Source organism: Klebsiella pasteurii (assembly GCF_018139045.1).
Taxonomy (GTDB): domain Bacteria; phylum Pseudomonadota; class Gammaproteobacteria; order Enterobacterales; family Enterobacteriaceae; genus Klebsiella; species Klebsiella grimontii.
This window is the reverse complement of the sequence record NZ_CP073236.1, coordinates 3,985,425-4,009,875: the sequence shown is the minus strand read 5'-3', so window position 1 is coordinate 4,009,875 and position 24,451 is coordinate 3,985,425. Positions and strand designations below refer to the sequence as shown.

At 53.3% G+C, this 24,451-nt stretch carries 24 protein-coding genes; 12 read left to right on the top strand and 12 right to left on the bottom strand.

Annotated elements, in window-relative coordinates; translation table 11 throughout:
• Positions 1–2: 2 nt before the first annotated feature.
• The 4 genes from fdxH (at position 3) to KCG39_RS18825 (ending at position 3,922) form a co-directional block, all read left to right on the top strand.
• Positions 3–905, top strand: a complete 903-nt coding sequence (gene fdxH, locus KCG39_RS18840) for a formate dehydrogenase subunit beta (RefSeq protein WP_004122548.1) — start codon at positions 3–5, stop codon at positions 903–905.
• Complete coding sequence (gene fdoI, locus KCG39_RS18835) at positions 902–1,537, top strand: formate dehydrogenase cytochrome b556 subunit (protein WP_004127119.1); 636 nt, start codon at positions 902–904, stop codon at positions 1,535–1,537. Before fdxH ends, fdoI begins: the two co-directional genes overlap by 4 nt.
• Before the next feature lie 342 nt (positions 1,538–1,879).
• Positions 1,880–2,809 carry a formate dehydrogenase accessory protein FdhE gene (gene fdhE, locus KCG39_RS18830; RefSeq protein WP_004127117.1) on the top strand — a complete coding sequence of 310 codons (930 nt, stop codon included), beginning with the start codon at positions 1,880–1,882 and terminating at the stop codon, positions 2,807–2,809.
• A gap of 195 nt (positions 2,810–3,004) precedes the next feature.
• Positions 3,005–3,922 carry an alpha/beta hydrolase gene (locus KCG39_RS18825; protein WP_142468117.1) on the top strand — a complete coding sequence of 306 codons (918 nt, stop codon included), beginning with the start codon at positions 3,005–3,007 and terminating at the stop codon, positions 3,920–3,922.
• Positions 3,923–3,939: 17 nt separating this feature from the next.
• Here KCG39_RS18825 and fabY read toward each other — a convergent pair whose 3' ends face one another.
• The 5 genes from fabY to typA all read right to left on the bottom strand — a co-directional run bounded on the left by fabY (position 3,940) and on the right by typA (position 8,770).
• A complete protein-coding gene (gene fabY / locus KCG39_RS18820) occupies positions 3,940–4,881 on the bottom strand; it encodes a fatty acid biosynthesis protein FabY (RefSeq protein WP_004127112.1) in 942 nt (313 codons plus the stop codon).
• 44 nt (positions 4,882–4,925) lie between these two features.
• A complete protein-coding gene (gene dtd / locus KCG39_RS18815; RefSeq protein ID WP_004127110.1) occupies positions 4,926–5,363 on the bottom strand; it encodes a D-aminoacyl-tRNA deacylase in 438 nt (145 codons plus the stop codon).
• Positions 5,360–6,220 carry a virulence factor BrkB family protein gene (locus KCG39_RS18810; RefSeq protein WP_004127107.1) on the bottom strand — a complete coding sequence of 287 codons (861 nt, stop codon included), beginning with the start codon at positions 6,218–6,220 and terminating at the stop codon, positions 5,360–5,362. The genes dtd and KCG39_RS18810 overlap by 4 nt, the downstream gene beginning before the upstream one ends.
• The gene (gene yihX / locus KCG39_RS18805) at positions 6,214–6,813 is read right to left on the bottom strand and encodes a glucose-1-phosphatase (RefSeq protein WP_004127106.1); all 600 of its coding nucleotides are present in this window, start codon (positions 6,811–6,813) and stop codon (positions 6,214–6,216) included. The genes KCG39_RS18810 and yihX overlap by 7 nt, the downstream gene beginning before the upstream one ends.
• 133 nt (positions 6,814–6,946) lie before the next feature.
• Positions 6,947–8,770 carry a ribosome-dependent GTPase TypA gene (gene typA, locus KCG39_RS18800; RefSeq protein WP_004127103.1) on the bottom strand — a complete coding sequence of 608 codons (1,824 nt, stop codon included), beginning with the start codon at positions 8,768–8,770 and terminating at the stop codon, positions 6,947–6,949.
• A gap of 378 nt (positions 8,771–9,148) precedes the next feature.
• Between typA and glnA the strand changes: the two genes are divergently transcribed.
• From glnA to KCG39_RS18780, 4 genes are all read left to right on the top strand, one after another.
• Entirely contained in the window at positions 9,149–10,558 is a 1,410-nt protein-coding gene (glnA, locus tag KCG39_RS18795) for a glutamate--ammonia ligase (protein WP_004127100.1), read from the top strand.
• A 188-nt stretch (positions 10,559–10,746) separates the two neighbouring features.
• The gene (gene glnL, locus KCG39_RS18790; protein ID WP_004127098.1) at positions 10,747–11,796 is read left to right on the top strand and encodes a nitrogen regulation protein NR(II); all 1,050 of its coding nucleotides are present in this window, start codon (positions 10,747–10,749) and stop codon (positions 11,794–11,796) included.
• Positions 11,797–11,804: 8 nt separating this feature from the next.
• Entirely contained in the window at positions 11,805–13,214 is a 1,410-nt protein-coding gene (gene glnG / locus KCG39_RS18785; protein WP_004107350.1) for a nitrogen regulation protein NR(I), read from the top strand.
• A 111-nt stretch (positions 13,215–13,325) separates the two neighbouring features.
• The gene (locus KCG39_RS18780) at positions 13,326–13,436 is read left to right on the top strand and encodes a YshB family small membrane protein (RefSeq protein ID WP_004127096.1); all 111 of its coding nucleotides are present in this window, start codon (positions 13,326–13,328) and stop codon (positions 13,434–13,436) included.
• Positions 13,437–13,472: 36 nt separating this feature from the next.
• Here KCG39_RS18780 and hemN read toward each other — a convergent pair whose 3' ends face one another.
• Together hemN and yihI are read right to left on the bottom strand one after the other, a co-directional pair.
• Positions 13,473–14,846: an oxygen-independent coproporphyrinogen III oxidase gene (hemN, locus tag KCG39_RS18775; RefSeq protein ID WP_142468116.1), complete on the bottom strand. Its 1,374-nt coding sequence runs from the start codon at positions 14,844–14,846 to the stop codon at positions 13,473–13,475.
• A 188-nt stretch (positions 14,847–15,034) separates the two neighbouring features.
• Positions 15,035–15,541 carry a Der GTPase-activating protein YihI gene (gene yihI, locus KCG39_RS18770; RefSeq protein ID WP_142445133.1) on the bottom strand — a complete coding sequence of 169 codons (507 nt, stop codon included), beginning with the start codon at positions 15,539–15,541 and terminating at the stop codon, positions 15,035–15,037.
• 583 nt (positions 15,542–16,124) lie between these two features.
• On the opposite strand from yihI, the gene yihA reads away from it, so the two are divergent.
• Complete coding sequence (gene yihA, locus KCG39_RS18765) at positions 16,125–16,757, top strand: ribosome biogenesis GTP-binding protein YihA/YsxC (protein ID WP_004127091.1); 633 nt, start codon at positions 16,125–16,127, stop codon at positions 16,755–16,757.
• 135 nt (positions 16,758–16,892) lie between these two features.
• Here the strand turns inward: yihA and spfP are convergent, their stop codons facing one another.
• Both spfP and polA read right to left on the bottom strand, forming a co-directional pair.
• A complete protein-coding gene (gene spfP / locus KCG39_RS28155) occupies positions 16,893–16,940 on the bottom strand; it encodes a small protein SpfP (protein WP_071892919.1) in 48 nt (15 codons plus the stop codon).
• A 165-nt stretch (positions 16,941–17,105) separates the two neighbouring features.
• Complete coding sequence (gene polA, locus KCG39_RS18760) at positions 17,106–19,895, bottom strand: DNA polymerase I (protein ID WP_049113225.1); 2,790 nt, start codon at positions 19,893–19,895, stop codon at positions 17,106–17,108.
• Between the two features lie 396 nt (positions 19,896–20,291).
• On the opposite strand from polA, the gene KCG39_RS18755 reads away from it, so the two are divergent.
• On the top strand, positions 20,292–21,191 hold the full coding sequence (locus KCG39_RS18755; RefSeq protein WP_142468115.1) for an acyltransferase: 900 nt from the start codon (positions 20,292–20,294) through the stop codon (positions 21,189–21,191).
• A gap of 49 nt (positions 21,192–21,240) precedes the next feature.
• On the opposite strand, the gene dsbA is transcribed toward KCG39_RS18755, so the two are convergent.
• The 3 genes from dsbA to KCG39_RS18740 all read right to left on the bottom strand — a co-directional run bounded on the left by dsbA (position 21,241) and on the right by KCG39_RS18740 (position 23,223).
• Positions 21,241–21,864, bottom strand: coding sequence for a thiol:disulfide interchange protein DsbA (gene dsbA, locus KCG39_RS18750; RefSeq protein ID WP_004127082.1), 624 nt, complete (start codon positions 21,862–21,864; stop codon positions 21,241–21,243).
• A gap of 27 nt (positions 21,865–21,891) precedes the next feature.
• Positions 21,892–22,878, bottom strand: coding sequence for a serine/threonine protein kinase (locus tag KCG39_RS18745; protein ID WP_004127079.1), 987 nt, complete (start codon positions 22,876–22,878; stop codon positions 21,892–21,894).
• A 75-nt stretch (positions 22,879–22,953) separates the two neighbouring features.
• Entirely contained in the window at positions 22,954–23,223 is a 270-nt protein-coding gene (locus KCG39_RS18740) for a YihD family protein (protein ID WP_004127077.1), read from the bottom strand.
• Positions 23,224–23,294: 71 nt separating this feature from the next.
• Between KCG39_RS18740 and mobA the strand changes: the two genes are divergently transcribed.
• Both mobA and mobB read left to right on the top strand, forming a co-directional pair.
• On the top strand, positions 23,295–23,876 hold the full coding sequence (gene mobA, locus KCG39_RS18735; protein WP_211811445.1) for a molybdenum cofactor guanylyltransferase MobA: 582 nt from the start codon (positions 23,295–23,297) through the stop codon (positions 23,874–23,876).
• On the top strand, positions 23,873–24,379 hold the full coding sequence (gene mobB, locus KCG39_RS18730) for a molybdopterin-guanine dinucleotide biosynthesis protein MobB (protein WP_004127071.1): 507 nt from the start codon (positions 23,873–23,875) through the stop codon (positions 24,377–24,379). Before mobA ends, mobB begins: the two co-directional genes overlap by 4 nt.
• Positions 24,380–24,451 lie beyond the last annotated feature (72 nt).

Sequence of the window (24,451 nt, the reverse complement as noted above, 5' to 3'; positions counted from 1 at the left end):
TTATGGCTTATCAATCGCAAGACATTATCCGTCGTTCCGCGACTAACGGCTTCACCCCCGCGCCCCGCGCGCGGGACCACCAGGAAGAGGTGGCGAAGCTTATCGACGTCACCACCTGTATCGGCTGTAAAGCCTGCCAGGTGGCCTGTTCCGAGTGGAACGACATCCGGGATGAAGTCGGTCACAACGTCGGGGTGTACGATAACCCCGCCGACCTGACCGCCAAATCCTGGACCGTGATGCGCTTCTCGGAAGTGGAGCAGAACGACAAACTGGAGTGGCTCATCCGCAAGGATGGCTGTATGCACTGCGCCGACCCGGGTTGCCTGAAGGCCTGCCCGGCGGAAGGGGCGATCATTCAGTACGCCAACGGCATCGTCGACTTCCAGTCCGAGCAGTGCATCGGCTGCGGTTACTGCATCGCCGGCTGCCCGTTCAACGTGCCGCGCCTGAATCCGGAAGACAACCGCGTCTACAAATGCACGCTGTGCGTCGACCGCGTTAACGTTGGCCAGGAGCCGGCGTGCGTGAAAACCTGCCCGACCGGCGCTATCCACTTTGGCTCCAAAGAGGAGATGAAAACGCTGGCGGGCGAGCGCGTCGCCGAGCTGAAAACCCGCGGCTACGACAATGCGGGGCTGTACGATCCGGCCGGCGTTGGCGGCACGCACGTGATGTACGTGCTGCACCACGCCGACAAGCCGAACCTGTACCACGGCCTGCCGGAGAACCCGGAAATCAGCGCCACGGTTAAGTTCTGGAAAGGGATCTGGAAGCCTCTCGCGGCGGTCGGCTTTGCGGCCACCTTCGCCGCCAGCATCTTCCACTACGTCGGCGTCGGTCCGAACCGCGCGGAAGAGGAAGAGGACAATCTGGATGAAGAGAAAGACGAGGTGCGCAAATGAAAAGACGTGACACCATCGTGCGCTACACCGCGCCGGAGCGAATCAACCACTGGGTCACCGCCTTCTGCTTCGTGCTGGCGGCAGTGAGCGGACTGGGCTTTTTCTTCCCGTCCTTCAACTGGCTGATGCACATCATGGGCACCCCGCAGCTGGCGCGTATTCTGCACCCGTTCGTGGGCGTGATTATGTTTGCTTCGTTCATCATCATGTTCTTCCGCTACTGGCACCACAACCTGATCAACCGGGACGATATTTTCTGGGCGAAAAATATTCGCAAGATTGTCGTCAACGAGGAAGTGGGCGACACCGGGCGCTATAACTTCGGCCAGAAATGCGTGTTCTGGGCGGCGATTATCTTCCTGGTGCTGCTGCTGGTGAGCGGCGTGATCATCTGGCGTCCGTACTTTGCGCCGGCCTTCTCCATCCCGGTTATCCGCTTCGCGCTGATGCTGCACTCCTTCTCTGCGGTGGCGCTGATTGTGGTGATCATGGTGCATATTTACGCTGCGCTGTGGGTGAAGGGCACGATAACCGCGATGGTGGAAGGCTGGGTGACGAAGACCTGGGCGAAGAAACATCACCCGCGCTGGTATCGTGAAGTCCGCGAAAAGCAGGATAAGCGCCAGTCGTAGACCCGAGCGCGTTGTTCGTCTCTGAAATGGCGTCGTATATCGACGCCATTTTTTTGCGGATAACGTGCTGTTTTGACAACGTTAACCATAGTGCGCCGCAGGCCGGAGCGGCACGTTTCCCGGTTCGCTCAAGCCATGGCGCAGGGTGGCTAACCCTAACGGTGCATAGTCGGGGTTATCGATATCAGGTATCGTAACGCACACATTGCGATGTCGTGGGTATATCCCGTATACCAATTGCGGTTATCATTAATGACATCACCAGAGCGGGCGCGTGATGCCCGCCAAATCGCAGAGCGGACGCGACCATCGCCGAATCTGCTGAAACCAGGAAGTGACTGAATGAGCATTCGTATCATCCCGCAAGATGAGCTGGAAAAGAGCGAGAAACGCGCGACGGATATGATCCCGCCGTTGTTGTTTCCCCGGCTCAAAAATTTATATAACCGTCGCGCCGAACGCCTGCGCGAACTGGCTGAAAATAACCCGCTGGGCGATTACCTGCGCTTTGCCGCGCTTATCGCCCACGCGCAGGAAGTGGTGCTGTACGACCATCCGCTGCAGATGGATCTCACCGCGCGCATCAAAGAAGCGAACGACCAGGGTAAACCGCCGCTGGATATCCACGTTTTGCCGCGCGATAAGCACTGGCACAAGCTGCTGCATTCGCTGATTGCCGAACTGAAGCCGGAGATGAGCGGCCCGGCGCTGGCGGTCATTGAGAATCTGGAAAAAGCCTCCGAACAGGAGCTGGAACTGATGGCAAGCGCGCTATTTGCGTCCGATTTTGCCTCTGTCAGCAGCGATAAAGCGCCGTTTATCTGGGCCGCGCTCTCGCTCTATTGGGCGCAGATGGCCAGCTTGATCCCCGGAAAAGCCCGCGCTGAATATGGTGAACAGCGTCAGTTCTGCCCGGTTTGCGGCTCGATGCCGGTCTCCAGCATAGTGCAAATTGGTACCACACAGGGGCTGCGTTATCTGCACTGCAACCTGTGCGAAACCGAGTGGCACGTGGTGCGCGTGAAGTGCAGCAACTGCGAACAGACGCGCGATCTGCACTACTGGTCATTAGATAACGAGCAGTCGGCGATTAAGGCCGAAACCTGCGGCGACTGCGGTACCTACCTGAAGATTCTCTATCAGGAAAAAGACCCTAAAGTGGAAGCCGTCGCCGACGACCTCGCCTCGCTGGTACTGGACGCACGAATGGAACAAGAGGGCTTCGCCCGCAGCTCCATCAACCCGTTCCTGTTCCCTGGCGAAGGGGAATAACGACAGGCATCATGCCGGGTGGCGCCTGTCGCCCGGCTTACCATTGACAAGGCGTAATCGCTCCCGGTATGCCGGCAAACTTTTTGAGTTTGCGAGCCGCTTTCCAGAATCACTTCTCAACGAAAATCCCCGGTTTTCTTTTGCTCACAATCAGGCTATAACCCTGTATATCCAAACAGGTTAAGGGAATAAAAAATGGCGCTTGAAAAGGGTATCGCAGAGCTGGTGCGGGAATTTATCGATGCGGGCCGCCCCTCATCACGCGAACAGAATATTGATGACCGGAGACGCGGCTATATCGCCAGCACAGTACTGGCTGGGGAACAGGAAAAGCGCGTTCAGGTAGAAGAGATCGAGCTTGAGGGCATGATATTTCGCGTTGTCTCTCCCCTTAACGCTTCTGGCGCACTACCTGCCGTTATCTATTTCCACGGTGGCTGCTTTATCAGCGGCGGTTTCGCCACGCATGACCATCAGCTCCGCCAGCTGGCATATCACAGCGGCTGCCGCGTTATCGCCATGCAATACCGGCTGGCGCCGGAGCATACTTTCCCTGCCGCTCATGACGATGCGGAGAGAGGCGCGCTGATTATTCACCGCCACGCCGGGCAGCTGGGCATCGACGCTTCCCGTATTACGCTGGCTGGCGACAGCGCCGGGGGACATCTGGCATTAGTGACCGCACTGCGGCTCAAAACCGCGCAGGTCTGGCAGCCCGCGCAGCTGGTTTTGATTTACCCGATGCTGGACGCCACCGCCAGCATGAAGAGCTATATCGATAACGGTAAAGATTACATCATCACCGAAGATACGCTGCTCAGTGGCTATGAAATGTACCTTTCAGCGACGGAGCTCCATCACCCGGAAGCCAGCCCGCTGTGGCGTAAAGACTTTCACGGCTTACCGCCAGTGCATATTCTGACGGCGGAATACGACCCTTTGCGTGATGAAGGCGAAACGCTTTACCAGCGCCTGCTTGAGCAGGGCGTTAACTGTACCTGTCAGCGTTATCTCGGGGTGATCCACGGCTTCTTTCAGCTGGGCGGCATCAGCCCGGCGGCCGGAAGCGCGATGAGGGATATCGCCTGGCGGGTGAAGTCACCAGAGCAATAGACCGGTATAAACGGAGACTACTCCTCTTCGTTACCGCCCTCTTCATAGGGGCCGAACGGCTTCGCAGGAAGAACAATATAGATACCCTCAAAAACCGCGCCGAGCCGATCGTCGCCAAACAGTTCAACCTGCAGTTGAACGCGCGCTTTGCGGCCTCGCGCCAGCCGGTCAAGATCGCCGCTTAACGAACCGAGATCGGCAACGGCGCTGGGGCGTCCGCTAATGGGCTGGCTGTAGCGGATATGCGCATCGGCAAGGATAATCGTGCCGCCAAGATGCCGCTCGCGCAGCATCAGCCAGATAAGCCCCCAGCCGGTTAACGTTGCCTGAGAAAACAGGCTGCCGGCAAACAGCGTATGGTGTGGGTTCTGGTTACCGGCTTCCGGCATGGTGGTTATGAATTTTTGCCCGGTATACTGCTGGATGCGCACGCCCATTTTCTCGCTGAGAGGGATGTGCTGATACCAGGCCTGCTGCAGCTGAGCGCACCAGTCGCCGCGATGTAAAATATCGTCCAGCGAGGCTATCGGCTTAATCATCAGAAAATGACGGATCGGCGTGGTCGTCGGCGTGGTGATTTCGCCCTGATTCACAAAACCGAGCTTAGCGAAGAACTCCACCGCATCTTCGCGGGCGCTACAGGTCACGCGCTTAACGCCTTCCTGACGGGCGACGGACTCCAGCGTCATCGCCATCAGGGTTCCCAGCCCTTTATCCTGTACTGACGGATGCACGGCCATAAAACGAATAGAAGCTTCGTTTTCCGCATTCACATATAGCCGCCCGACGGCAACCAGATTGCCCTCTTCATCGACCACCATTTGATGGTGCGCCATCGCATCCCACGCATCGCGCTCGGACCCTTTCGGCTGATGCAGCGGCTTACGCAGCATCTCCCAGCGGAACTGGTAGTAGCTCTCTAACTCTTCTTCTGTTTGCGGTACACGAAGGTGATACATAGCTGTACTCTCTTTTGTTACCCGCAGCCTGCCCGGAAGCTGGCTCATACCTGCAACCAAAAGGTCACGGGACCATCATTCACCAGAGAAACCTGCATATCGGCAGCAAATCTCCCGGTCTGCGTATTCATTTGCTGCTGGCGGCAGCGCTCAACGAAATACTGGTACAGCGCTTCCGCTTTATCCGGCGCGGCCCCTTTAGAAAATCCAGGGCGCATCCCGCGCTCGGTATCCGCTGCCAGCGTAAACTGTGAAACCACCAGCACGCTGCCGCCAGCCTGCTGCACGTTAAGATTCATTTTGCCTTCAGCATCGCTAAAAATACGGTATCCCAGCACGCGCTCGCACAGGCGGTTCGCCTTTTGCTCATCATCGTCTCTCTCGACACCTAACAGCACCAGAAGCCCGGGGCCGATTTCGCCCGTCACTTCACCCTCCACGGTAACGCTAGCTCGGGATACGCGTTGAATTAATGCAATCATGATTGTTCTGTTTCTTCTTTTTTCAGTTTGCGGTATTCACCGAGAGTGACAGTAATTTCAGCGCCAAGCAAGACGATACACCACGTCCAGTACACCCAGACAAACAAAATAGGCACCACGGCGAGCACGCCATATATCAGCTGATATGACGGGAACGCGGTGATATATAAAGCAAAAGCTTTCTTACCCGCTTCAAAGAGCAGCGCAGCGACCAGGGAGCCGATTATCGCATCGCGGTTACGCACCTCGGCCGTCGGCACAATGCTGTAAAGCAGCCAGAATGCCACCCAGGATAAAATGAGCGGAAAAATACGCAGCACATCGTCAATTACGCTATTCAGGTCGCTGGCCCAGCGTAACGACAGAAGATAGGAGCTGATCGCAAGGCTGGCGCCCGCCAGCAGCGGCCCCAGGGTGAGGATCATCCAGTAAACGGCAAAGGAGTAGGTTTTGGGCCGGGTTCGGGTACTGCGCCAGATGGTGTTCAACGCGCTATCAATGGAGTACATCAACAGCAGCGATGTCACAATCAAACCGAAAGCGCCCACGGCGGTCATTCGGCTGGAGTTAGCGACAAACTGCTCAATGTAGCCCTGAATGACATCCCCGGTTGCCGGAATGAAATTGGCGAAAATAAAGTGGCGAATCTGGATACTGACATCAGAAAACATCGGAAATGCCGCGAACAGCGCGAAAACGACGGCAATAAGCGGCACAAGGGAGAGTAACGACACATAGGCAAGATTCCCCGCCAGTGTCGTCATATTATCTTCATCAATACGCCGCCATAGCAGCTTGAGCCAAGCCACCAGCGGTCGCAGATGGCGCGTGGTTTTTTGATGAACGGTTTTTAGCATAGCTGTTTAGCAAAATAGTTGGGGATGGTTTCCTTCCCGGTCACCAGAATGCTGGTTATGCCCAGCTGGTTAGCCCCGGCGATATTGTCCGCGTTATCATCGAAGAAGACCGTATCGTCAGCGGCGAAACCTTCAGCGTCGAGGACGCTCTGATAGATCCGCGCTTCCGGTTTACGCATCCCCATCTCTTGAGAAAGATAGATATGATCAGCAACGGCGCGTATCTCAGGGTACTCATCCGGCCAGAAAGTCGTATGCAAACGGTTCGTGTTGGACAGAACCACAACGCGATGCCCCTGCTCACGTAATTTTTGCATAATCGCGATAACCTCCGGGCGCAGGGCAACAAAAACCGCCTGCCAGCCGTGGGAGAACTGCTCGTAGCTTAGCGACATGTTCATTTCATGGCACATCGCCGCCGCAAAATCTTCGTCGCTGATTTCACCGCGCTCATGCTGGTGGAACGCTTCGCCCATGGTGAAATGCTGCTGCAGCGTCGCAAGGGGAATTCGCGTTAAATCGCTCCACGTCCCGAGCACCCGGTTGAAGTCAATATCGACAATCACATTACCTAAATCAAAGATATAGAGCATGGTCCTCTCCTTTTGCACCGTGGAAAATTAACTGTAGCGGGAAAGGGGGAGTTTGACTATGGGCGGCAGGGCTTTGTACAAAAAAGAAACCCTGCCATTGAGGCAGGGTTCAGATAGCAGAAAGAAGCGTTAATTAATCTTCTTTCGCACCGCGCATCGCGCGTTTACGGTCGTTCTCGGTCAGGTGACGTTTACGGATACGGACAGAAGTCGGGGTGACTTCTACCAGTTCGTCGTCATCGATGAACTCAAGAGCCTGCTCCAGGGTCATCTTAACCGGCGGAACCAGAACCGTTGCTTCGTCAGTGCCGGACGCACGCATGTTGGTCAGTTTCTTACCGGTCAGGCAGTTTACCGTCAGGTCGTTAGAACGACTGTGAATACCGATAATCTGGCCTTCGTAAACTTCTGCGCCGTGGCCCAGGAACAGCTTACCGCGATCCTGCAGGCTGAACAGTGCGAACGCAACCGCTTTACCCTGGCCGTTGGAGATCAGAACACCATTCTGACGCTGACCTACATCACCCGCACGAACGTCGTCGTAGTGGCTGAAGGTGGAGTACAGCAGACCGGTACCGGAGGTCATGGTCATGAATTCTGAACGGAAGCCGATCAGACCACGGCTTGGGATCACGTAGTCGAGACGTACGCGGCCTTTGCCATCTGGATTCATGTTTTTCAGATCGCCTTTACGCTCACCCAGCGCCTGCATCACAGAACCCTGGTGCTGTTCTTCAACGTCCAGCGTGACGTTTTCGAACGGCTCTTGCTTACGGCCATCGATTTCGCGGAAGATAACTTTCGGACGGGAAACCGCCATTTCGAAACCTTCACGACGCATGTTCTCGATAAGAACGGACAGGTGCAGTTCGCCACGGCCAGAAACGCGGAATGCGTCTGCATCCGGCGTTTCTTCAACGCGCAGCGCCACGTTATGCACCAGCTCTTTGTTCAGGCGGTCAAGGATCTGACGAGAGGTAACGTACTTACCTTCTTTACCGCAGAACGGCGAGGTGTTAACGCAGAAGAACATAGAGACGGTCGGCTCATCAACAGACAGCGCCGGCAGCGCTTCAACATTCTGCGTATCACAGATGGTGTCAGAGATGTTCAGTTCGCCCAGGCCGGTGATCGCGATGATATCGCCCGCTTCTGCAACGTCGCTCTCGATACGCTCAAGGCCCAGATGGGTCAGAACTTTACCGACTTTACCGTTACGAGTTTTGCCTTCGCTATCAATGATAGTGACCTGCTGGTTCGGCTTCACTTTACCGCGCTTGATGCGGCCGATGCCGATGACGCCAACGTAGTTGTTGTAGTCCAGCTGGGAGATTTGCATCTGCAGCGGGCCATCCAGGTCAACGTTCGGCGCCGGTACGCGATCGACGATGGTCTGATACAGCGGAGTCATGTCTTCAGCCATATCTTCGTGATCCAGACCCGCAATACCATTCAGCGCAGAAGCGTAAACGATAGGGAAGTCCAGCTGTTCGTCGGTAGCGTCGAGGTTAACGAACAGGTCGAATACCTGATCGACAACCCAGTCAGGGCGCGCGCCCGGACGGTCAACTTTGTTGATAACAACAATTGGCTTCAGGCCATGAGCAAAGGCTTTTTTGGTCACGAAGCGCGTCTGCGGCATCGGACCATCCATTGCATCAACGACCAACAGAACGGAATCAACCATGGACATGACACGTTCAACTTCACCACCGAAGTCGGCGTGCCCCGGGGTATCAACGATGTTGATACGGTAGTCATTCCATTTGATAGCGGTGTTTTTAGCCAGGATGGTAATCCCGCGCTCTTTCTCCAAATCGTTGGAGTCCATCACTCGCTCTTGAGTTTCGGCACGCGCGTCGAACGTACCGGATTGCTGTAGCAGCTTATCAACCAGGGTAGTTTTACCATGGTCAACGTGCGCGATGATGGCGATATTACGCAAATTTTCGATCACAACTTTGCCTCAGGCATTAGAAATAGCGCGTTATTGTACACGGATTAATCGCAGTACAAAACAGGATCACAAACATCCTCCGCAAACAAGTATTGCAGAGATTCTTTGTGATCGCTTTCACGGAGCGTTAAAAGGGTTATTCAAGGTCAATTGCACCAAATAAGTGCCCAATGTTCACACAAATGCACTATATTGGTGCAATGCATTCATTTTGGTGCAGCCCTTTTGCACGATGATGTGCATGATAACGCCTTTTGGGGGCAATTTAAAAGTTGGCACAGATTTCGCTTTATATTTTTTAAGGCAACAACGCCACTTTACGTAGTTAAAAAGTTTTCGTTTCCACGACGACAATGACCAATCCGGGAGAGTTTAAGTATGTCCGCTGAACACGTTTTGACGATGCTGAACGAGCATGAAGTGAAGTTTGTCGATCTGCGCTTCACCGATACCAAAGGTAAAGAACAGCACGTTACTATTCCTTCTCATCAGGTAAATGCCGAATTCTTCGAAGAAGGCAAAATGTTTGATGGCTCCTCGATTGGCGGCTGGAAAGGTATTAACGAATCCGACATGGTTCTGATGCCGGATGCAACCACCGCGCTGATCGACCCGTTCTATGAAGAACCGACGCTGATCATCCGCTGCGACATCCTGGAACCAGGCACCCTGCAGGGCTATGATCGCGACCCGCGTTCCATTGCTAAGCGCGCTGAAGAGTATCTGCGCTCTACCGGTCTGGCTGACACCGTGCTGTTCGGGCCAGAACCAGAATTCTTCCTGTTCGACGACATCCGTTTTGGTGCCTCCATCTCCGGTTCCCACGTTGCTATCGACGATATCGAAGGCGCATGGAACTCTTCCACCAAATACGAAGGCGGCAACAAGGGCCACCGTCCGGGTGTGAAAGGCGGTTACTTCCCGGTTCCGCCAGTAGACTCCTCACAGGATATCCGCTCCACCATGTGTATGATCATGGAAGAGATGGGTCTGGTTGTTGAAGCTCACCACCACGAAGTGGCGACTGCGGGCCAGAACGAAATCGCGACCCGCTTTAACACCATGACCAAAAAAGCGGACGAAATTCAGATTTACAAATACGTTGTGCACAACGTTGCACACCGTTTCGGCAAAACCGCGACCTTTATGCCAAAACCGATGTTTGGCGATAACGGTTCCGGTATGCACTGCCACATGTCCCTGTCCAAGAACGGCGTAAACCTGTTCTCCGGCGACAAATACGCAGGCCTGTCTGAACAAGCGCTGTACTATATCGGCGGCGTAATCAAACACGCTAAAGCGATTAACGCCCTGGCTAACCCGACCACCAACTCCTACAAGCGTCTGGTCCCGGGTTACGAAGCGCCGGTTATGCTGGCTTACTCTGCCCGTAACCGTTCCGCGTCTATCCGTATTCCGGTTGTCACCTCTCCGAAAGCGCGCCGTATCGAAGTTCGCTTCCCGGACCCGGCTGCTAACCCGTACCTGTGCTTCGCGGCGCTGCTGATGGCTGGCCTTGACGGTATCAAGAACAAAATCCATCCGGGCGAAGCCATGGATAAAAACCTGTACGATCTGCCGCCGGAAGAAGCGAAAGAGATCCCACAGGTTGCAGGCTCTCTGGAAGAAGCACTGAACGCGCTGGACGCGGACCGTGAATTCCTGACCGCCGGCGGCGTATTCACCAACGACGCTATCGATGCTTACATCGCCCTGCGTATTGAAGAAAACGACCGCGTACGCATGACTCCGCACCCGGTTGAGTTTGAGCTGTACTACAGCGTCTAATTTTGCTGTAAATCCGCGGTATTCCGTGTTGTGGCGTGGGGTACCAAGGATGTTTTGTTGCCGTGGAAACTTTCAGCCCATCTCAGGATGGGCTTTTTTCTCCACCAACGCGCTGATCCCATGAGCTTTTTATTCATAAAAAGCTATACTGCACTAAAATGGTGCACTCTTTTTCAGGAGACTGTCGAATGGCAACAGGCACACTGCCCGATGCTGGGCAGATCCTTAACTCTTTAATCAACAGTATCTTACTGGTCGATGACGACCTGGCGGTACATTACGCGAACCCGGCGGCGCAGCAGCTGTTGGCGCAAAGCTCGCGTAAATTATTCGGCACGCCGCTGCCGGAGCTGTTGAGCTATTTCTCGCTGAATATCGGCCTCATGCAAGAGAGCCTCGCCGCAGGTCAGGGTTTTACCGATAACGAAGTGACGCTGGTTATTGATGGCCGCTCGCATATCCTTTCCCTAACGGCGCAACGCCTACCGGAAGGCTATATCCTGCTGGAAATGGCGCCGATGGATAATCAGCGTCGCCTGAGCCAGGAGCAGCTACAGCACGCACAACAGATTGCCGCGCGTGACTTAGTGCGTGGTCTGGCCCACGAGATTAAAAATCCGCTGGGCGGCCTGCGCGGCGCGGCGCAGCTGCTGAGCAAAGCGCTGCCCGACCCTGCGCTAATGGAATATACCAAAGTCATTATTGAACAGGCCGACCGGTTAAGAAATCTGGTCGACCGTCTACTGGGACCACAGCATCCCGGAATGCATGTAACAGAAAGCATCCACAAGGTCGCTGAGCGGGTGGTGAAGCTGGTGTCGATGGAACTACCGGATAACGTTAAGCTGGTGCGCGACTATGACCCCAGCCTGCCAGAACTCCCGCACGACCCAGACCAAATTGAACAAGTGCTGCTGAACATCGTACGCAACGCGCTGCAGGCGCTGGGACCGGAGGGCGGAGAGATCACTCTGCGCACCCGGACGGCCTTCCAGTTAACCCTGCACGGCGTGCGCTACCGCCTCGCAGCGCGTATCGACGTTGAAGATAACGGCCCGGGAATCCCATCTCACTTACAGGATACGCTGTTTTATCCCATGGTGAGCGGACGCGAAGGCGGTACCGGACTCGGTCTGTCTATCGCCCGCAGCCTTATCGATCAGCACTCCGGCAAAATTGAATTTACCAGTTGGCCAGGGCATACCGAATTCTCGGTGTACCTGCCTATTCGGAAGTAGAGGTGTTTATGCAACGAGGGATAGCATGGATCGTTGACGACGATAGCTCCATCCGTTGGGTGCTTGAACGCGCGCTCACCGGGGCAGGCTTGAGTTGTACAACGTTTGAAAGCGGCAATGAGGTGCTTGATGCCCTCACGACCAAAACCCCGGATGTGCTGCTGTCGGATATCCGCATGCCGGGGATGGATGGGCTGGCGCTGCTAAAGCAAATTAAACAGCGTCATCCGATGCTCCCGGTCATCATAATGACGGCGCATTCGGATCTTGACGCGGCGGTCAGCGCCTATCAGCAGGGCGCCTTTGATTATCTGCCGAAACCGTTTGATATCGATGAAGCGGTGGCGCTGGTCGACCGTGCGATTAGCCATTACCAGGAACAGCAGCAGCCGCGTAATGCGCCGATTAACAGCCCGACGGCCGATATCATCGGCGAAGCGCCGGCCATGCAGGACGTTTTTCGCATTATCGGCCGCCTGTCGCGTTCATCAATCAGCGTACTGATCAACGGGGAATCCGGTACCGGTAAAGAGCTGGTTGCCCATGCTCTCCATCGGCACAGTCCGCGCGCCAAGGCGCCGTTTATCGCGCTAAATATGGCGGCAATACCTAAAGATTTAATCGAATCAGAACTATTTGGCCACGAGAAAGGGGCCTTTACCGGCGCTAATACTGTGCGTCAGGGACGCTTTGAGCAGGCAGACGGCGGCACGCTGTTCCTCGACGAGATCGGCGATATGCCGCTGGACGTACAGACTCGCCTGCTGCGCGTCCTCGCTGATGGCCAGTTTTATCGCGTCGGCGGCTATGCGCCGGTGAAAGTGGATGTGCGCATCATTGCCGCAACCCACCAGAACCTTGAGCTGCGCGTCCAGGAAGGAAAATTCCGCGAGGATTTATTCCACCGCCTTAACGTGATTCGCGTCCATCTGCCGCCGCTGCGCGAACGTCGGGAAGATATCCCCCGTCTGGCGCGACATTTCCTGCAAATCGCCGCCCGTGAGCTAGGCGTAGAGGCCAAACAGCTGCATCCGGAGACGGAGATGGCGTTAACCCGACTGGCATGGCCGGGTAACGTACGTCAGCTGGAAAATACCTGTCGATGGCTGACGGTAATGGCCGCAGGTCAGGAGGTTCTGACGCAGGATCTTCCCAGCGAGCTTTTTGAAACCGCGATACCGGATAACCCAACGCAAATGCTGCCGGATAGCTGGGCCACGCTGCTGGGACAGTGGGCCGATCGCGCTTTGCGTTCCGGTCATCAAAACCTGCTATCGGAAGCGCAACCTGAGATGGAGCGCACGCTGCTGACCACCGCCTTACGCCACACTCAGGGGCATAAACAAGAGGCGGCCCGGCTGCTGGGATGGGGTCGTAATACCCTGACGCGTAAGCTGAAAGAGTTGGGGATGGAGTAGCTGCGCACTGGCGAGTAAAAAATAGTCACCCAGCGCAAACTGCTGCTATTTTGTACTTTACTGTTGCCATGCGTTGAGTATGATCTTGCCCGGAAAGACGGGGGAGAAATCATGCTTGAGTCACTCATTAATATTATATCGAGCGGTGTTGCAGCGGGTCATACGCCGCAGACGGCGGTCGCTGCCGTTCTGTGCGCGGCAATGGTTGGCCTGTTTAGCTGATAATATCCCCTCTCCTGCCAGGAGAGGGGATATTGCTTATATGACGCGGGAAAACTGCTGCATCCGCGCTTTCTGGCGCAGATATGCATCAAAACACATGCAGATATTGCGAATCAGCAGCCGGCCTTTCGGCGTTACCTGAATGCCTTTCCCATCCATATCCACCAGCCCGTCTTTGGCCAGCGGCGCCAGCAATTTCATATCGTCGGCAAAGTAGCTATCGAAGGTAAGATCCCACTGCGCTTCTACCGCAGCGAAGTCGAGACGGAAGTTACAAATCAGCGCCTTAATCACGTCACGGCGGATACAGTCATCGCGAGTCAACGCGATACCGCGCCACAGCGCAGTTCCGGTTTCATCAACCTGCTGATAATACTGCTTCAACTCTTTCTGGTTCTGCGCGTAGCAATCGCCAATCATGCTGATCGCCGACACGCCCATCCCCAGCAGGTCGGTGTCTCCCTGGGTGGTATATCCCTGGAAGTTCCGATGCAGGATACCTTCACGTTGGGCTATCGCCAGTTCATCATCCGGACGGGCAAAGTGGTCCATGCCGATAAACTGATATCCCGCGGCCGTCAGTGAATTGATGGTTTCCTGAAGAATGTCCAGCTTCTGCTCCGCTGAGGGCAAATCGGCATCTTTGATTTTGCGCTGCGCGGCGAAGAGCGTGGGCAGATGCGCGTAATTGAACACGCTCAGACGATCGGGATTAAGCTCCGCCACTTTCTGTAGCGTATAAGCGAAGCTCTGCGGCGTCTGCTTCGGCAGGCCGTAAATCAGGTCGATATTAGTCGAGGTAAAGCCAATGTCGCGCGCATGGTTGAGTAGCGCGAAGATAAAGGCCTCATCCTGCTCGCGATTCACCAGGCGCTGTACTTCTTTGTTGAAGTCCTGCACGCCCATACTCAGGCGATTAAAGCCTTCGCCGCGTAAATGATCCAGCACATCGAGTTCGATTTCGCGCGGATCAACCTCAATGGAGATCTCTGCATCCGCGTTAAAATTGAAATGGGTACGCAGCAGACCCATCAGACGACTAATTTGCGCCTTGTTTAAATACGTTGGCGTACCGCCGCCCCAGTGCAGCTGATTAACTTTGCGGCCAGCAAAAAGCGGCGCGCGATGAATAATCTCCTGCTCAAGCACATCCAGATACTGGTCGGCCTTATGCTGTTGGCGGGTGACGATTTTATTGCAGCCGCAGAAATAGCAGAGCTTATGGCAAAACGGGATATGCACGTACAGCGACAAGGGACGCTGCGGATAACGGGCAACCGCCGCATCAAATTCAGCGGCGCCGAATTCTGGAGAAAACTCCAGCGCGGTGGGATACGAAGTATAACGCGGCCCGGAATAGTTATATTTCTGGATCAGGGCCAGATCCCAGTCGATTAACTGCACAGACATGCTCACTCCTTCCGATGGTACCGTCGGCGGGTACGCCGCCCCGGCCCAACCGCACCTCGGGTAATGAGCCGGTTGCGCAGCCATTTTTGACGCCGCGACAACCGTCGTAGTTTAACGAATAACCACAGCAGATAACATATAACCAGAAGGGTTATAAGCAGGACCGGGAATCCGATGGGGTGCAAACGTTAGTTTCCACCCTTCAGCAGACGCATCATATCTTCTTTGCGCTCTTCCTCTTCTTCATCTTCGTCATCATCGTATGAGAGGCCCAGCTGCTGCATCAGCTCATCAATACGATCCAGCTTGGCGTCAACCCAGGCCTGCTCTTCGGCATTCAGGGTGCCGCCCTCTTCCAGACGTTCCAGCAGCGCGTCCAGGCGCTCATCGTTCTCCAGCAAATCCAGCTCAGCCTGCGGTGAAAGCATAGGTTTCTCGCTCTTTGGTTTATGCTGCTTAATCGCCGGAGCATTTTCAGTTACGCCCAGCGGGATTGGTTTTTTACTGCCAATTCGGGGATCTTGCTGCTGGCCTTGTTTTTTACCTGCCGAAGCGGTCTCGCCACCGGTCGCACGACTTCCTGCCGCGTGGCCACGATGCTTCTTCTGATGCTTACGCTCGCGGGCTTCCTGGTTCAATTCTTCACGGGTTTTGCGATTTTTTTTGCCGCGAGGTACGGATGTCGGTTTTTTCATGTTGTGTAATCTTCAGGCCGTTTTCTTCAGTATAGAATTGAGGCGGAATCTAGCAGAAAGCAAGCAAAGAAAAAAGGCGACAGATTACTCTGTCGCCTTTTTCCGCACTAACAACCCTTAATGGGCTTCTACTTTCCATGTTCGCTAACGACACACCCTGTCTTTCCTTTAGCGACCAACGGTCCCTGTTACATCCATTTCCTTTTAAAACGTCTCCAGACGTTTGTCATCCTGACAATCCGTAGTCCTCGCCTCCTGGCGCTTCCTGACTCCTCATCCTGAGTCATAATCCTGTCAGCATCCTCGCCTTTGACCGCTACTTTACTGTTTTGAGAAAAACCTACAACCGACTGTACGGAAAAAAAACGAGTTTCAGAATTTTCTTTCAGCCCAACACGATGATTTATCAGAATTTGTATTATGTTTACTCAGTTTTTCCTCATGTATTTCTCATATAATCAATAGCCAATGTCTTACAAAGACTGTGGTTTTAGCTTACAGCGATGAGGTGCGGTAAAAACAGCCTTTTTCTGCTGTTCAGGTATAATCCCCGTCAAAGCCTGATTTAACGGAGACGACCGTCTTGACCAACTGGAATTATCAACTGACGCATTTTGTCACTAGCGCGCCAGATATCCGCCATCTTCCTGCCGATACCGGTATTGAAGTGGCCTTTGCTGGCCGCTCTAACGCCGGGAAATCCAGCGCTCTGAACACGCTGACTAACCAGAAAAGCCTGGCGCGTACTTCGAAGACGCCCGGCCGTACGCAGCTGATTAACTTGTTTGAAGTCGCTGAGGGCAAACGCCTGGTCGACCTGCCGGGCTATGGTTATGCCCAGGTTCCCGAAGAGATGAAAATCAAGTGGCAGCGCGCACTGGGTGAATATCTCGAGAAACGCCTTTGCCTGAAAGGCCTGGTTGTGCTGATGGATATCCGTCATCCGCTTAAAGATCTCGATCAGCAGATGATCCAATGGGCGGTTGAAAGCGATATTCCGGTTCTGGTGCTGCTGACCAAAGCCGATAAGCTGGCCAGCGGCGCGCGGAAAGCGCAGATCGCTATGGTCCGTGAAGCGGTAACCGCCTTTAACGGAGATGTGCAGGTGGAAGGATTTTCTTCCCTGAAGAAGCAAGGCGTGGATAAACTACGGCAGAAACTGGATAGCTGGTATAACGATATCCCACCACAGGAAGAACCTGAAGACGGCGAATAGTCTCGCTAATTACCCCGGGTAGCGGCGCTTGACGCCCTGTCCGGGTAGCCCGCCTCATCAGCATCGATACGCAAAAATTTTCTTTCGCGCAATAAAAAACGCCCCGGTCATAAATGACCGGGGCGGCTAAAATATTCAGCCAAATCCGATTACGTGAAGTAAAAGGTCTGAAAGATAGAACATCTTACCTCTGTACCCTACGTCTTTAACTCTACTCTTCTTTCGATTACGGATAAAGCATTTTTTGTAGTTTTTTTTCACTCTTTACATAGCAAATTCAAATGATCATCACAAAATACGATAAGTTATGTTACTCACTTACAAGAAATGACCATACCTGCCGAATACTTAGTGCGCTTGATCCCAGTTTTCTCCGCTTCCAACTTCCACCAGTAGCGGAACCGCCAGCGTCGTACTGCTTTCCATCAGTTCATGGATCTTTTTCGCAACCGCCGCAAGATCGTCCTTATGCACTTCAAAGACCAATTCATCGTGCACCTGCATGATCATCCGCACGCGTGGTTTTTCACTTAGCAGCCAGCTGTCGACGGCGATCATCGCACGCTTAATAATATCGGCGGCGGTTCCCTGCATCGGCGCGTTGATCGCCGCACGCTCGGCACCGGCACGACGCGCTCCGTTGCTGGATTTGATGTCCGGCAAATAGAGGCGACGACCATCGAGCGTTTCAACATACCCCTGCTCTTTTGCCTGGGCGCGGGTGCGCTCCATATACTCCAGCACGCCCGGATAGCGCTCAAAGTAGAGATCCATATACTTTTGCGCTTCTTTGCGTGGAATATTGAGCTGGCGCGCAAGTCCGAACGCGCTCATGCCATAAATAAGGCCGAAGTTGATTGCCTTCGCGCTGCGGCGCTGCTCGCTGCTGACGCTCTCCAGCGGCAAACCGAAAACCTCGGCCGCCGTCGCGCGGTGGATATCCTTCCCCTCCGCAAACGCGGTCAACAGGCCCTTGTCGCGAGACAGATGCGCCATGATGCGCAGTTCAATTTGCGAGTAGTCGGCAGAGACAATGAGATAATCTTCCGGTGCAATAAACGCCTGGCGGATACGGCGCCCTTCATCATTGCGCACCGGAATATTCTGCAGGTTCGGATCGGTAGACGACAAACGTCCCGTTGCCGTAACCGCCTGGTGATAAGAGGTGTGAACCCGGCCCGTTTTCGGGCTGATCATCAGCGGCAGCTTATCGGTATAGGTGGACTTGAGTTTGGCCAGACCACGATATTCGAGGATGACTTTCGGCAGCGGATAGTCCAACGCCAGCTCTTCCAGCACCTCTTCCGAGGTCGAGGGCGCGCCGCCCGGGGTTTTCTTCAGCGGCTTAATACCTTGTTTTTCAAACAAGATCGTTTGCAGCTGCTTCGGAGAAGAAAGGTTAAACTCTTCACCCGCGATATCGTACGCTTTTTTCTCCAGCTCAACCAGGCGCTTGGCTATCTCCTGAGAATGCGCATGCAGTACGGCCGGATCGATCTTCACGCCATTGCGCTCAATGCGGGATAGTACCGGCACCAGCGGCATTTCAATATTTTTAAAGACGTTCAGCGGGCCTTCATTTTGCTGAAGTTTAGGCCACATTTTCAGGTGCAGCTGTAGCGTGACGTCGGCATCTTCCGCCGCGTAGCGGCCCGCTTCTTCCAGCGCGATTTGGTTGAATGTAAGCTGGTTTTTACCTTTACCCGCAATCTCTTCAAAAGTAATGGTTTTGTGCTTCAGCCAGCGATCGGAGAGGCTATCCATATCATGGCGGCCCGCCACGCTGTCAAGAATGTAAGATTCCAGCATAGTATCAAAGGCAATACCGCGCAATTCAATGTCGTAGTTAGCCAGGATACCGCGGTCATATTTGAGGTTTTGCCCAACCTTCAGAATCTTGTCATCTTCCAGTAGCGGTTTCAGTAGCTCAAGGACACGGTCACGCGGGATCTGATCCGGTGCATCCAGATAATCATGGGCAACCGGTACATAGGCCGCAACGCCAGGCTCAATAGCGAAGGATAAACCGACCATATTGGCTGAAACGTTATCCAGGCTGTCAGTTTCGGTATCAAAGGCAAAAAGCGGCGCTTTCTTCAGGTTTTCAATCCAGGTCAGCAGCGTTTCTTCATCAAGAATCGTGACATAGTTTTCAGAAGAGAGCGCCGTGGCGGTTTCCTCTTCGGCATCAGCCACTGCTGCCACCGCTGCTACCGGGTTCGCCGCAGGCTTCGCGCCTTTTGCCTGCATCCACTTGCCGGACTCGACATCGGTGATCCAGCGTTTGAACTCATACTTTTTAAATAGCGTCAGCAGTTCATCAGCGATGGGCTGTGCAACCAGCAGATCTTCGCAGCCCAGATCCAGCTCGACGTCGGTTTTGATTGTCGCCAGCTGATAAGAGAGATAGGCCACCTCTTTATTCTGCTCCAGCTTCGCTGCCATTGTTTTTGCACCGCGGAAGGTCAGTCCGGCGATTTTTTCAGGTTCCGCATATAGCGTATCAAGGCCGCCCAGCCCCTGTAACAACGCCTGCGCCGTCTTCTCACCCACGCCTGGTACGCCAGGGATGTTGTCCGATGAGTCCCCCATCAGGGCCAGAAAATCGATGATCAGCTCCGGCGGCACGCCATATTTGGTCACCACTTCATCCGGGCCAAGGATGGTGTTGGTCATGGTGTTAATCAGCGTAATACCCGGCGTAACCAGCTGAGCCATGTCTTTATCGCCGGTGCTAATCAGTACCGGACGCCCGACCTTTTCAGCTTCACGCGCCAGGGTACCGATGACATCGTCAGCTTCTACGCCAGGGACGGCCATCAGCGGCAGGCCCATCGCCTTGACCATTGCATGCAGCGGCTCGATCTGCGCCCGAAGATCGTCCGGCATCGGCGGGCGATGAGATTTATAGTGCTCAAACAGTTCATCACGGAAAGTCTTCCCCTTGGCATCAAACACGACGACGGCATGGGTCGGTTGATACTGCAGGATCAGGCTTCGCAGCATATTCAGTACGCCATACATTGCGCCTGTCGGCTCGCCAGCGCTATTCGTCAGCGGAGGGAACGCGTGATATGCCCGATAAAGGTAAGAGGAGCCGTCAACGAGGATGAGAGGGTTTTCTGGGATCTGAACCATAATTTCCGTGCCTGTTTATCAGATTATCGGTAAAGGATGCCACAGACGGGCATTAAATCCTGAATTTTTCCCGCATTTCGTCGAAAAGATTCCGCGATCCCGTCGATCGTATGATGTGTCAGCCTGTGGATAACTTTGTGAATAGTTTTATAACGATGACTAAACCATCATTAATAAAATAATCTATTGATAAATTATTCTATATTTATCATGACATTATGAATTAATGACTTGCGTTAATAACATCATGATGACTCAATGTTCCATGTGGATATAAGATCCGGAAATTTTTCTATCCAGGTAAAACCCGTCATTTGCTCTATTTTCTGGTAAAATCAGCCGCTTGCGCTGTTTAAACGCGTTCTTTGTCAGCCTAACTTTCTGAATAAATTAACTATGTCGAGATTACTCGCTGCGATAACGCTCCCGCTGAGTATCGCCCTGACTATCGTAGTCACCATTATATGTTCCGTGCCAATAATCATCGCGGGGCTGATTAAACTGCTTGTGCCTGTTACTGCGGTCTGGCGCTCGATATCCATTTTCTGCAATTTCATGATGTACTGCTGGTGTGAAGGGTTGGCCCTGCTGCTGCGCCTTAATCCCTGGCTTAAGTGGGATGTTGAGGGCCTGGAAGGCTTGAACAAGAAAAACTGGTATCTGCTTATCAGCAACCACCATAGCTGGGCCGATATCGTGGTGCTTTGCGTACTGTTCCGCAAACATATCCCGATGAATAAATATTTCCTGAAGCAACAGCTCGCCTGGGTGCCGTTTATTGGCCTGGCCTGCTGGGCGTTGGATATGCCTTTTATGCGCCGTTATTCCCGGGGTTATTTAATCCGCCATCCAGAACGCCGCGGCAAAGATGTGGAAACCACCCGTCGCTCCTGCGAGAAATTCCGCTCGCATCCCACCACTATCGTTAACTTTGTCGAAGGCTCACGTTTTACTGAAGAGAAGCGGCTGCAGACCCGCTCGCCTTATAATAATTTATTAGCACCAAAAGCTGCCGGTACTGCCATGGCATTAAGCGTCCTGGGCTCGCAGTTTGATAAGCTGATGAACGTTACACTGTGTTATCCAGAGAATCATCACCGACCGTTTTACGACATGCTGAGCGGCCGATTAACGCGGATTGTGGTACGCATCCGCCTTGAACCCGTGACAGAAGAGCTGCGCGGCGATTATGTGAATGATAAAAACTTTAAGCGGCGGTTTCAGCGCTGGCTAAATACGCTTTGGGAAGATAAAGATCGTCAGTTAACGGAAATAATGCAGCAGAAAGGAAAATGATGCTGGGCGCTGAAAAGCGTAACGCCGGTCAGTAACCGGCGTTTATTTTTTATTTCTTCTCAACTAACTGCTTAACGGTATCGGCATACTGGGCAACAAATGCGTCCATATTGCTGGTATCCATACCCTGCGGGTTAAGCTGATATTTGCCGTTAACGTACATAGCGGGTACGCCCTGCAGCTGGAAATCAGCGGCGGCTTTCTCTTGCTGAGCCACCAGGGATTTCACTACAAAACTGTTCCAGGCTGCATCGTAATCTTCACCTTTAACGCCAGCGTCAACGAAGACCTTACGAATATCGGCTACGGTCTGAACGGTCTGTGTTTTCTGTACCGCTTCAAACATCGGGACAGTGATCTTGTCTTCCACACCCAGCGCCATCGCGACGGCCCACGCCTGAGTCAGATCCTTGCCCAACGGGCCCAGGAACTCAACGTGGTATTTCGTCATTTTGACGCCTTCAGGCAGCTTTTTCTTCACGTTATCTGACACATGAAGCACTTCTTCAAACTGATAGCAGTGCGGGCAGTAGAACGAGAAAAACTCCAGCACCTGAGGCTCGCCAGCAACGGGCTTATCGAGGGTAATATACTGCTTACCGTCGGTGATCTGGGCAGCGGATGCACTAAAAGCCAGAATCATACCAGCCAGCGCCAGCCAAATTTTTTTCATGATTAACTCTCTCCTGGATATATCACATTAATACATTGGCGTTAACTGAAGAGGCGGTTCCTGTAGAACCTTTACCTGCTCAAGAAAAGTTGTTGTCTGCCCACGCCAGTAATCTTCCCCTGTTAACCACGGGAAGTTCTTAGGAAAAGCAGGATCTTCCCAGCGCCTTAACAACCACGCCAGATAATAAACTAAGCGCATTGCACGTAAAGGTTCAATGAGGGCAATTTCATCCGTATTAAAAGAGCTAAACTCTTCATACGCTTCAATGATCATCTCAAGCTGCATCCGTTGCTCGGCCTTATCACCGTTCAACAGCATCCACAGATCCTGGATAGCAGGTCCATTACGTGAATCATCTAAATCAACAAACAAAGGGCCATCGCGCCAGAGGATGTTTCCTGCATGGCAATCACCGTGTAAACGTAAGATATTGGCGCGTCCGTGCCATTGCGCCATTACCGCATCTATCAGCTTATCGGTGGCGCTAAGAAAAGCCTCTTTCAGCCCTGCTGGTATCAGCGGGGAGAGCTCAAAGACCTGCCGGGGCTCAAGAAGGTACTCATTGGTGCCAATCTCCGGGCGCGCGACAAAACGCTGTTTGCGTCCCGTTTGATGCAGACGGCCAAGGTAGCGCCCAACCCATTCCATCTGATCGAGGTTATCCGCCTCAAACTGACGTCCCCCCAGGCTTGGGAACACGGCGAAAAAGAACCCCTGATGCTGATGAAGGGTACTTCCGTTAAATGACAATGGCGCCGCTACAGGGACTTCGTCCTGAACGAGCTGAAGGGAAAACTGGTGTTCTTCGAGGATTTGTTCGGCGGACCAGCGCTCAGGACGATAGAACTTCACCACATAGCGGCGACGGTCTTCGTCCTGAAACTGGTAAACTCGGTTCTCATAGCTATTAAGCGGGGTAAGACCTGAGTCCACCCGCATTCCCAGATCAAATAAACCATCAATGATGGTATCCGGGTGAAGCGTCTGAAAAGTGAAAGCCTTATCGTGCATCCTGACATCCGATAATCGTACGAATGATACAGGATATCATCTCATTGCCGATTCCGCGGCAGCGCTTACAACCTTTTACTCTTTAATCACTCCGCGAGCGCGTAGCAGCGCAGTTTTAAAATCTTCTTCATAATCTTTCTGGATACCGGGGATAACGGCCTCTTTTGCCGAGTCGCGCATCTTCAGGTGATAAATCAGAATATCGTCGGAAAGATCGCTCAGTTCACCGGCATAACCAGCCTCTTTCGCCAGTTTTTGCAAAAATTGAATCAAATTCAGCTCGGGTTCTTTCTGCCAGGCCGGCTGGAGGAGTTCAATGACTTCATTCAGGCGTTTACATTTCATAGCAATGCTCCTTACTCTTGATAGGTGTACGTTAGCAGGGACAATCCCACAATGAAAGAGGCGATATTAATATGCAGGGTAAGGTAATAACCGGCGTTGTACTGGCAGGTGGGAGAGGTACGCGTATGGGAGGTGTTGATAAAGGATTGCAGTTGCTGAAGGGGAAAGCGCTGTGGCGTCATGTCGCCGATACGCTGCAACCCCAGGTCACAAAGCTGGTGATTAGCGCTAACCGCAATCTTGATTGCTGGCGAAGCAGCGGCTACCCGATTATTACCGACTCTCTGAACGACTTTCCCGGGCCGCTAGCTGGCATGCTTTCCGTTATGCATCAGGTTGAGGGTGAGTGGTTTCTGTTTTGTCCGTGCGATACGCCTTTTATTCCATCATTTCTGGCTGAGCGCTTAATACTGCAAAAAAAGTCATCCCCGGTCGTTTGGGTACACGACGGTGAACGCGACCATCCGGCGATTGCTCTGGTGAATCGAGAGGTGATTAGCGAGCTGGAAAGCTATCTGGCGGTAGGCGAGCGGCGGGTTATGGTGTTTATGCGCAAAATGGGGGGGCATAGCGTCGATTTTAGCGATGTAAAATCAGCCTTTATTAACGTCAACACTCTCAGCGATTTACAAAGTATGCAGGCGTCATCATGATCCCTCTTTTAGCCATCGCCGCCTGGAGCGGCACGGGTAAAACAACCTTATTGAAAGCGCTGATTCCAGCGCTACGCGCGGAAGGCATACGTCCTGGGCTCATTAAACATACCCATCATGTTATGGACGTGGATAAACCCGGTAAAGATAGCTATGAGCTACGTAAAGCAGGAGCGGCTCAGACGATTGTCGCCAGCTCGCAGCGTTGGGCATTAATGACGGAAACACCCGAAGAGCCTCCGCTGGATCTAGCATGGCTGGTTAGCCGAATGGACACATCAACGTTAGATCTCGTACTGGTTGAAGGTTTTAAACATGAAGCTGTGCCAAAAATTCTGCTTTTTCGGAAAAACAGCGGACATTGCAAAGAAGAATTAGTATTTGATGATGACGTGATTGCCGTAGCTAGCGATACGCCTGTCGAGACGTCGCTTCCCTTTTTAGATTTAAATAATATTCCGCAGATAGCCGCTTTTATTATGCAATGGTCAAAAAGGGCTTAATCGCAACCTTAATTGAGATTGCAGAGATGTCGCTACGCGTCATCTTGCTAATTCATCACTGATTTCTCAGGC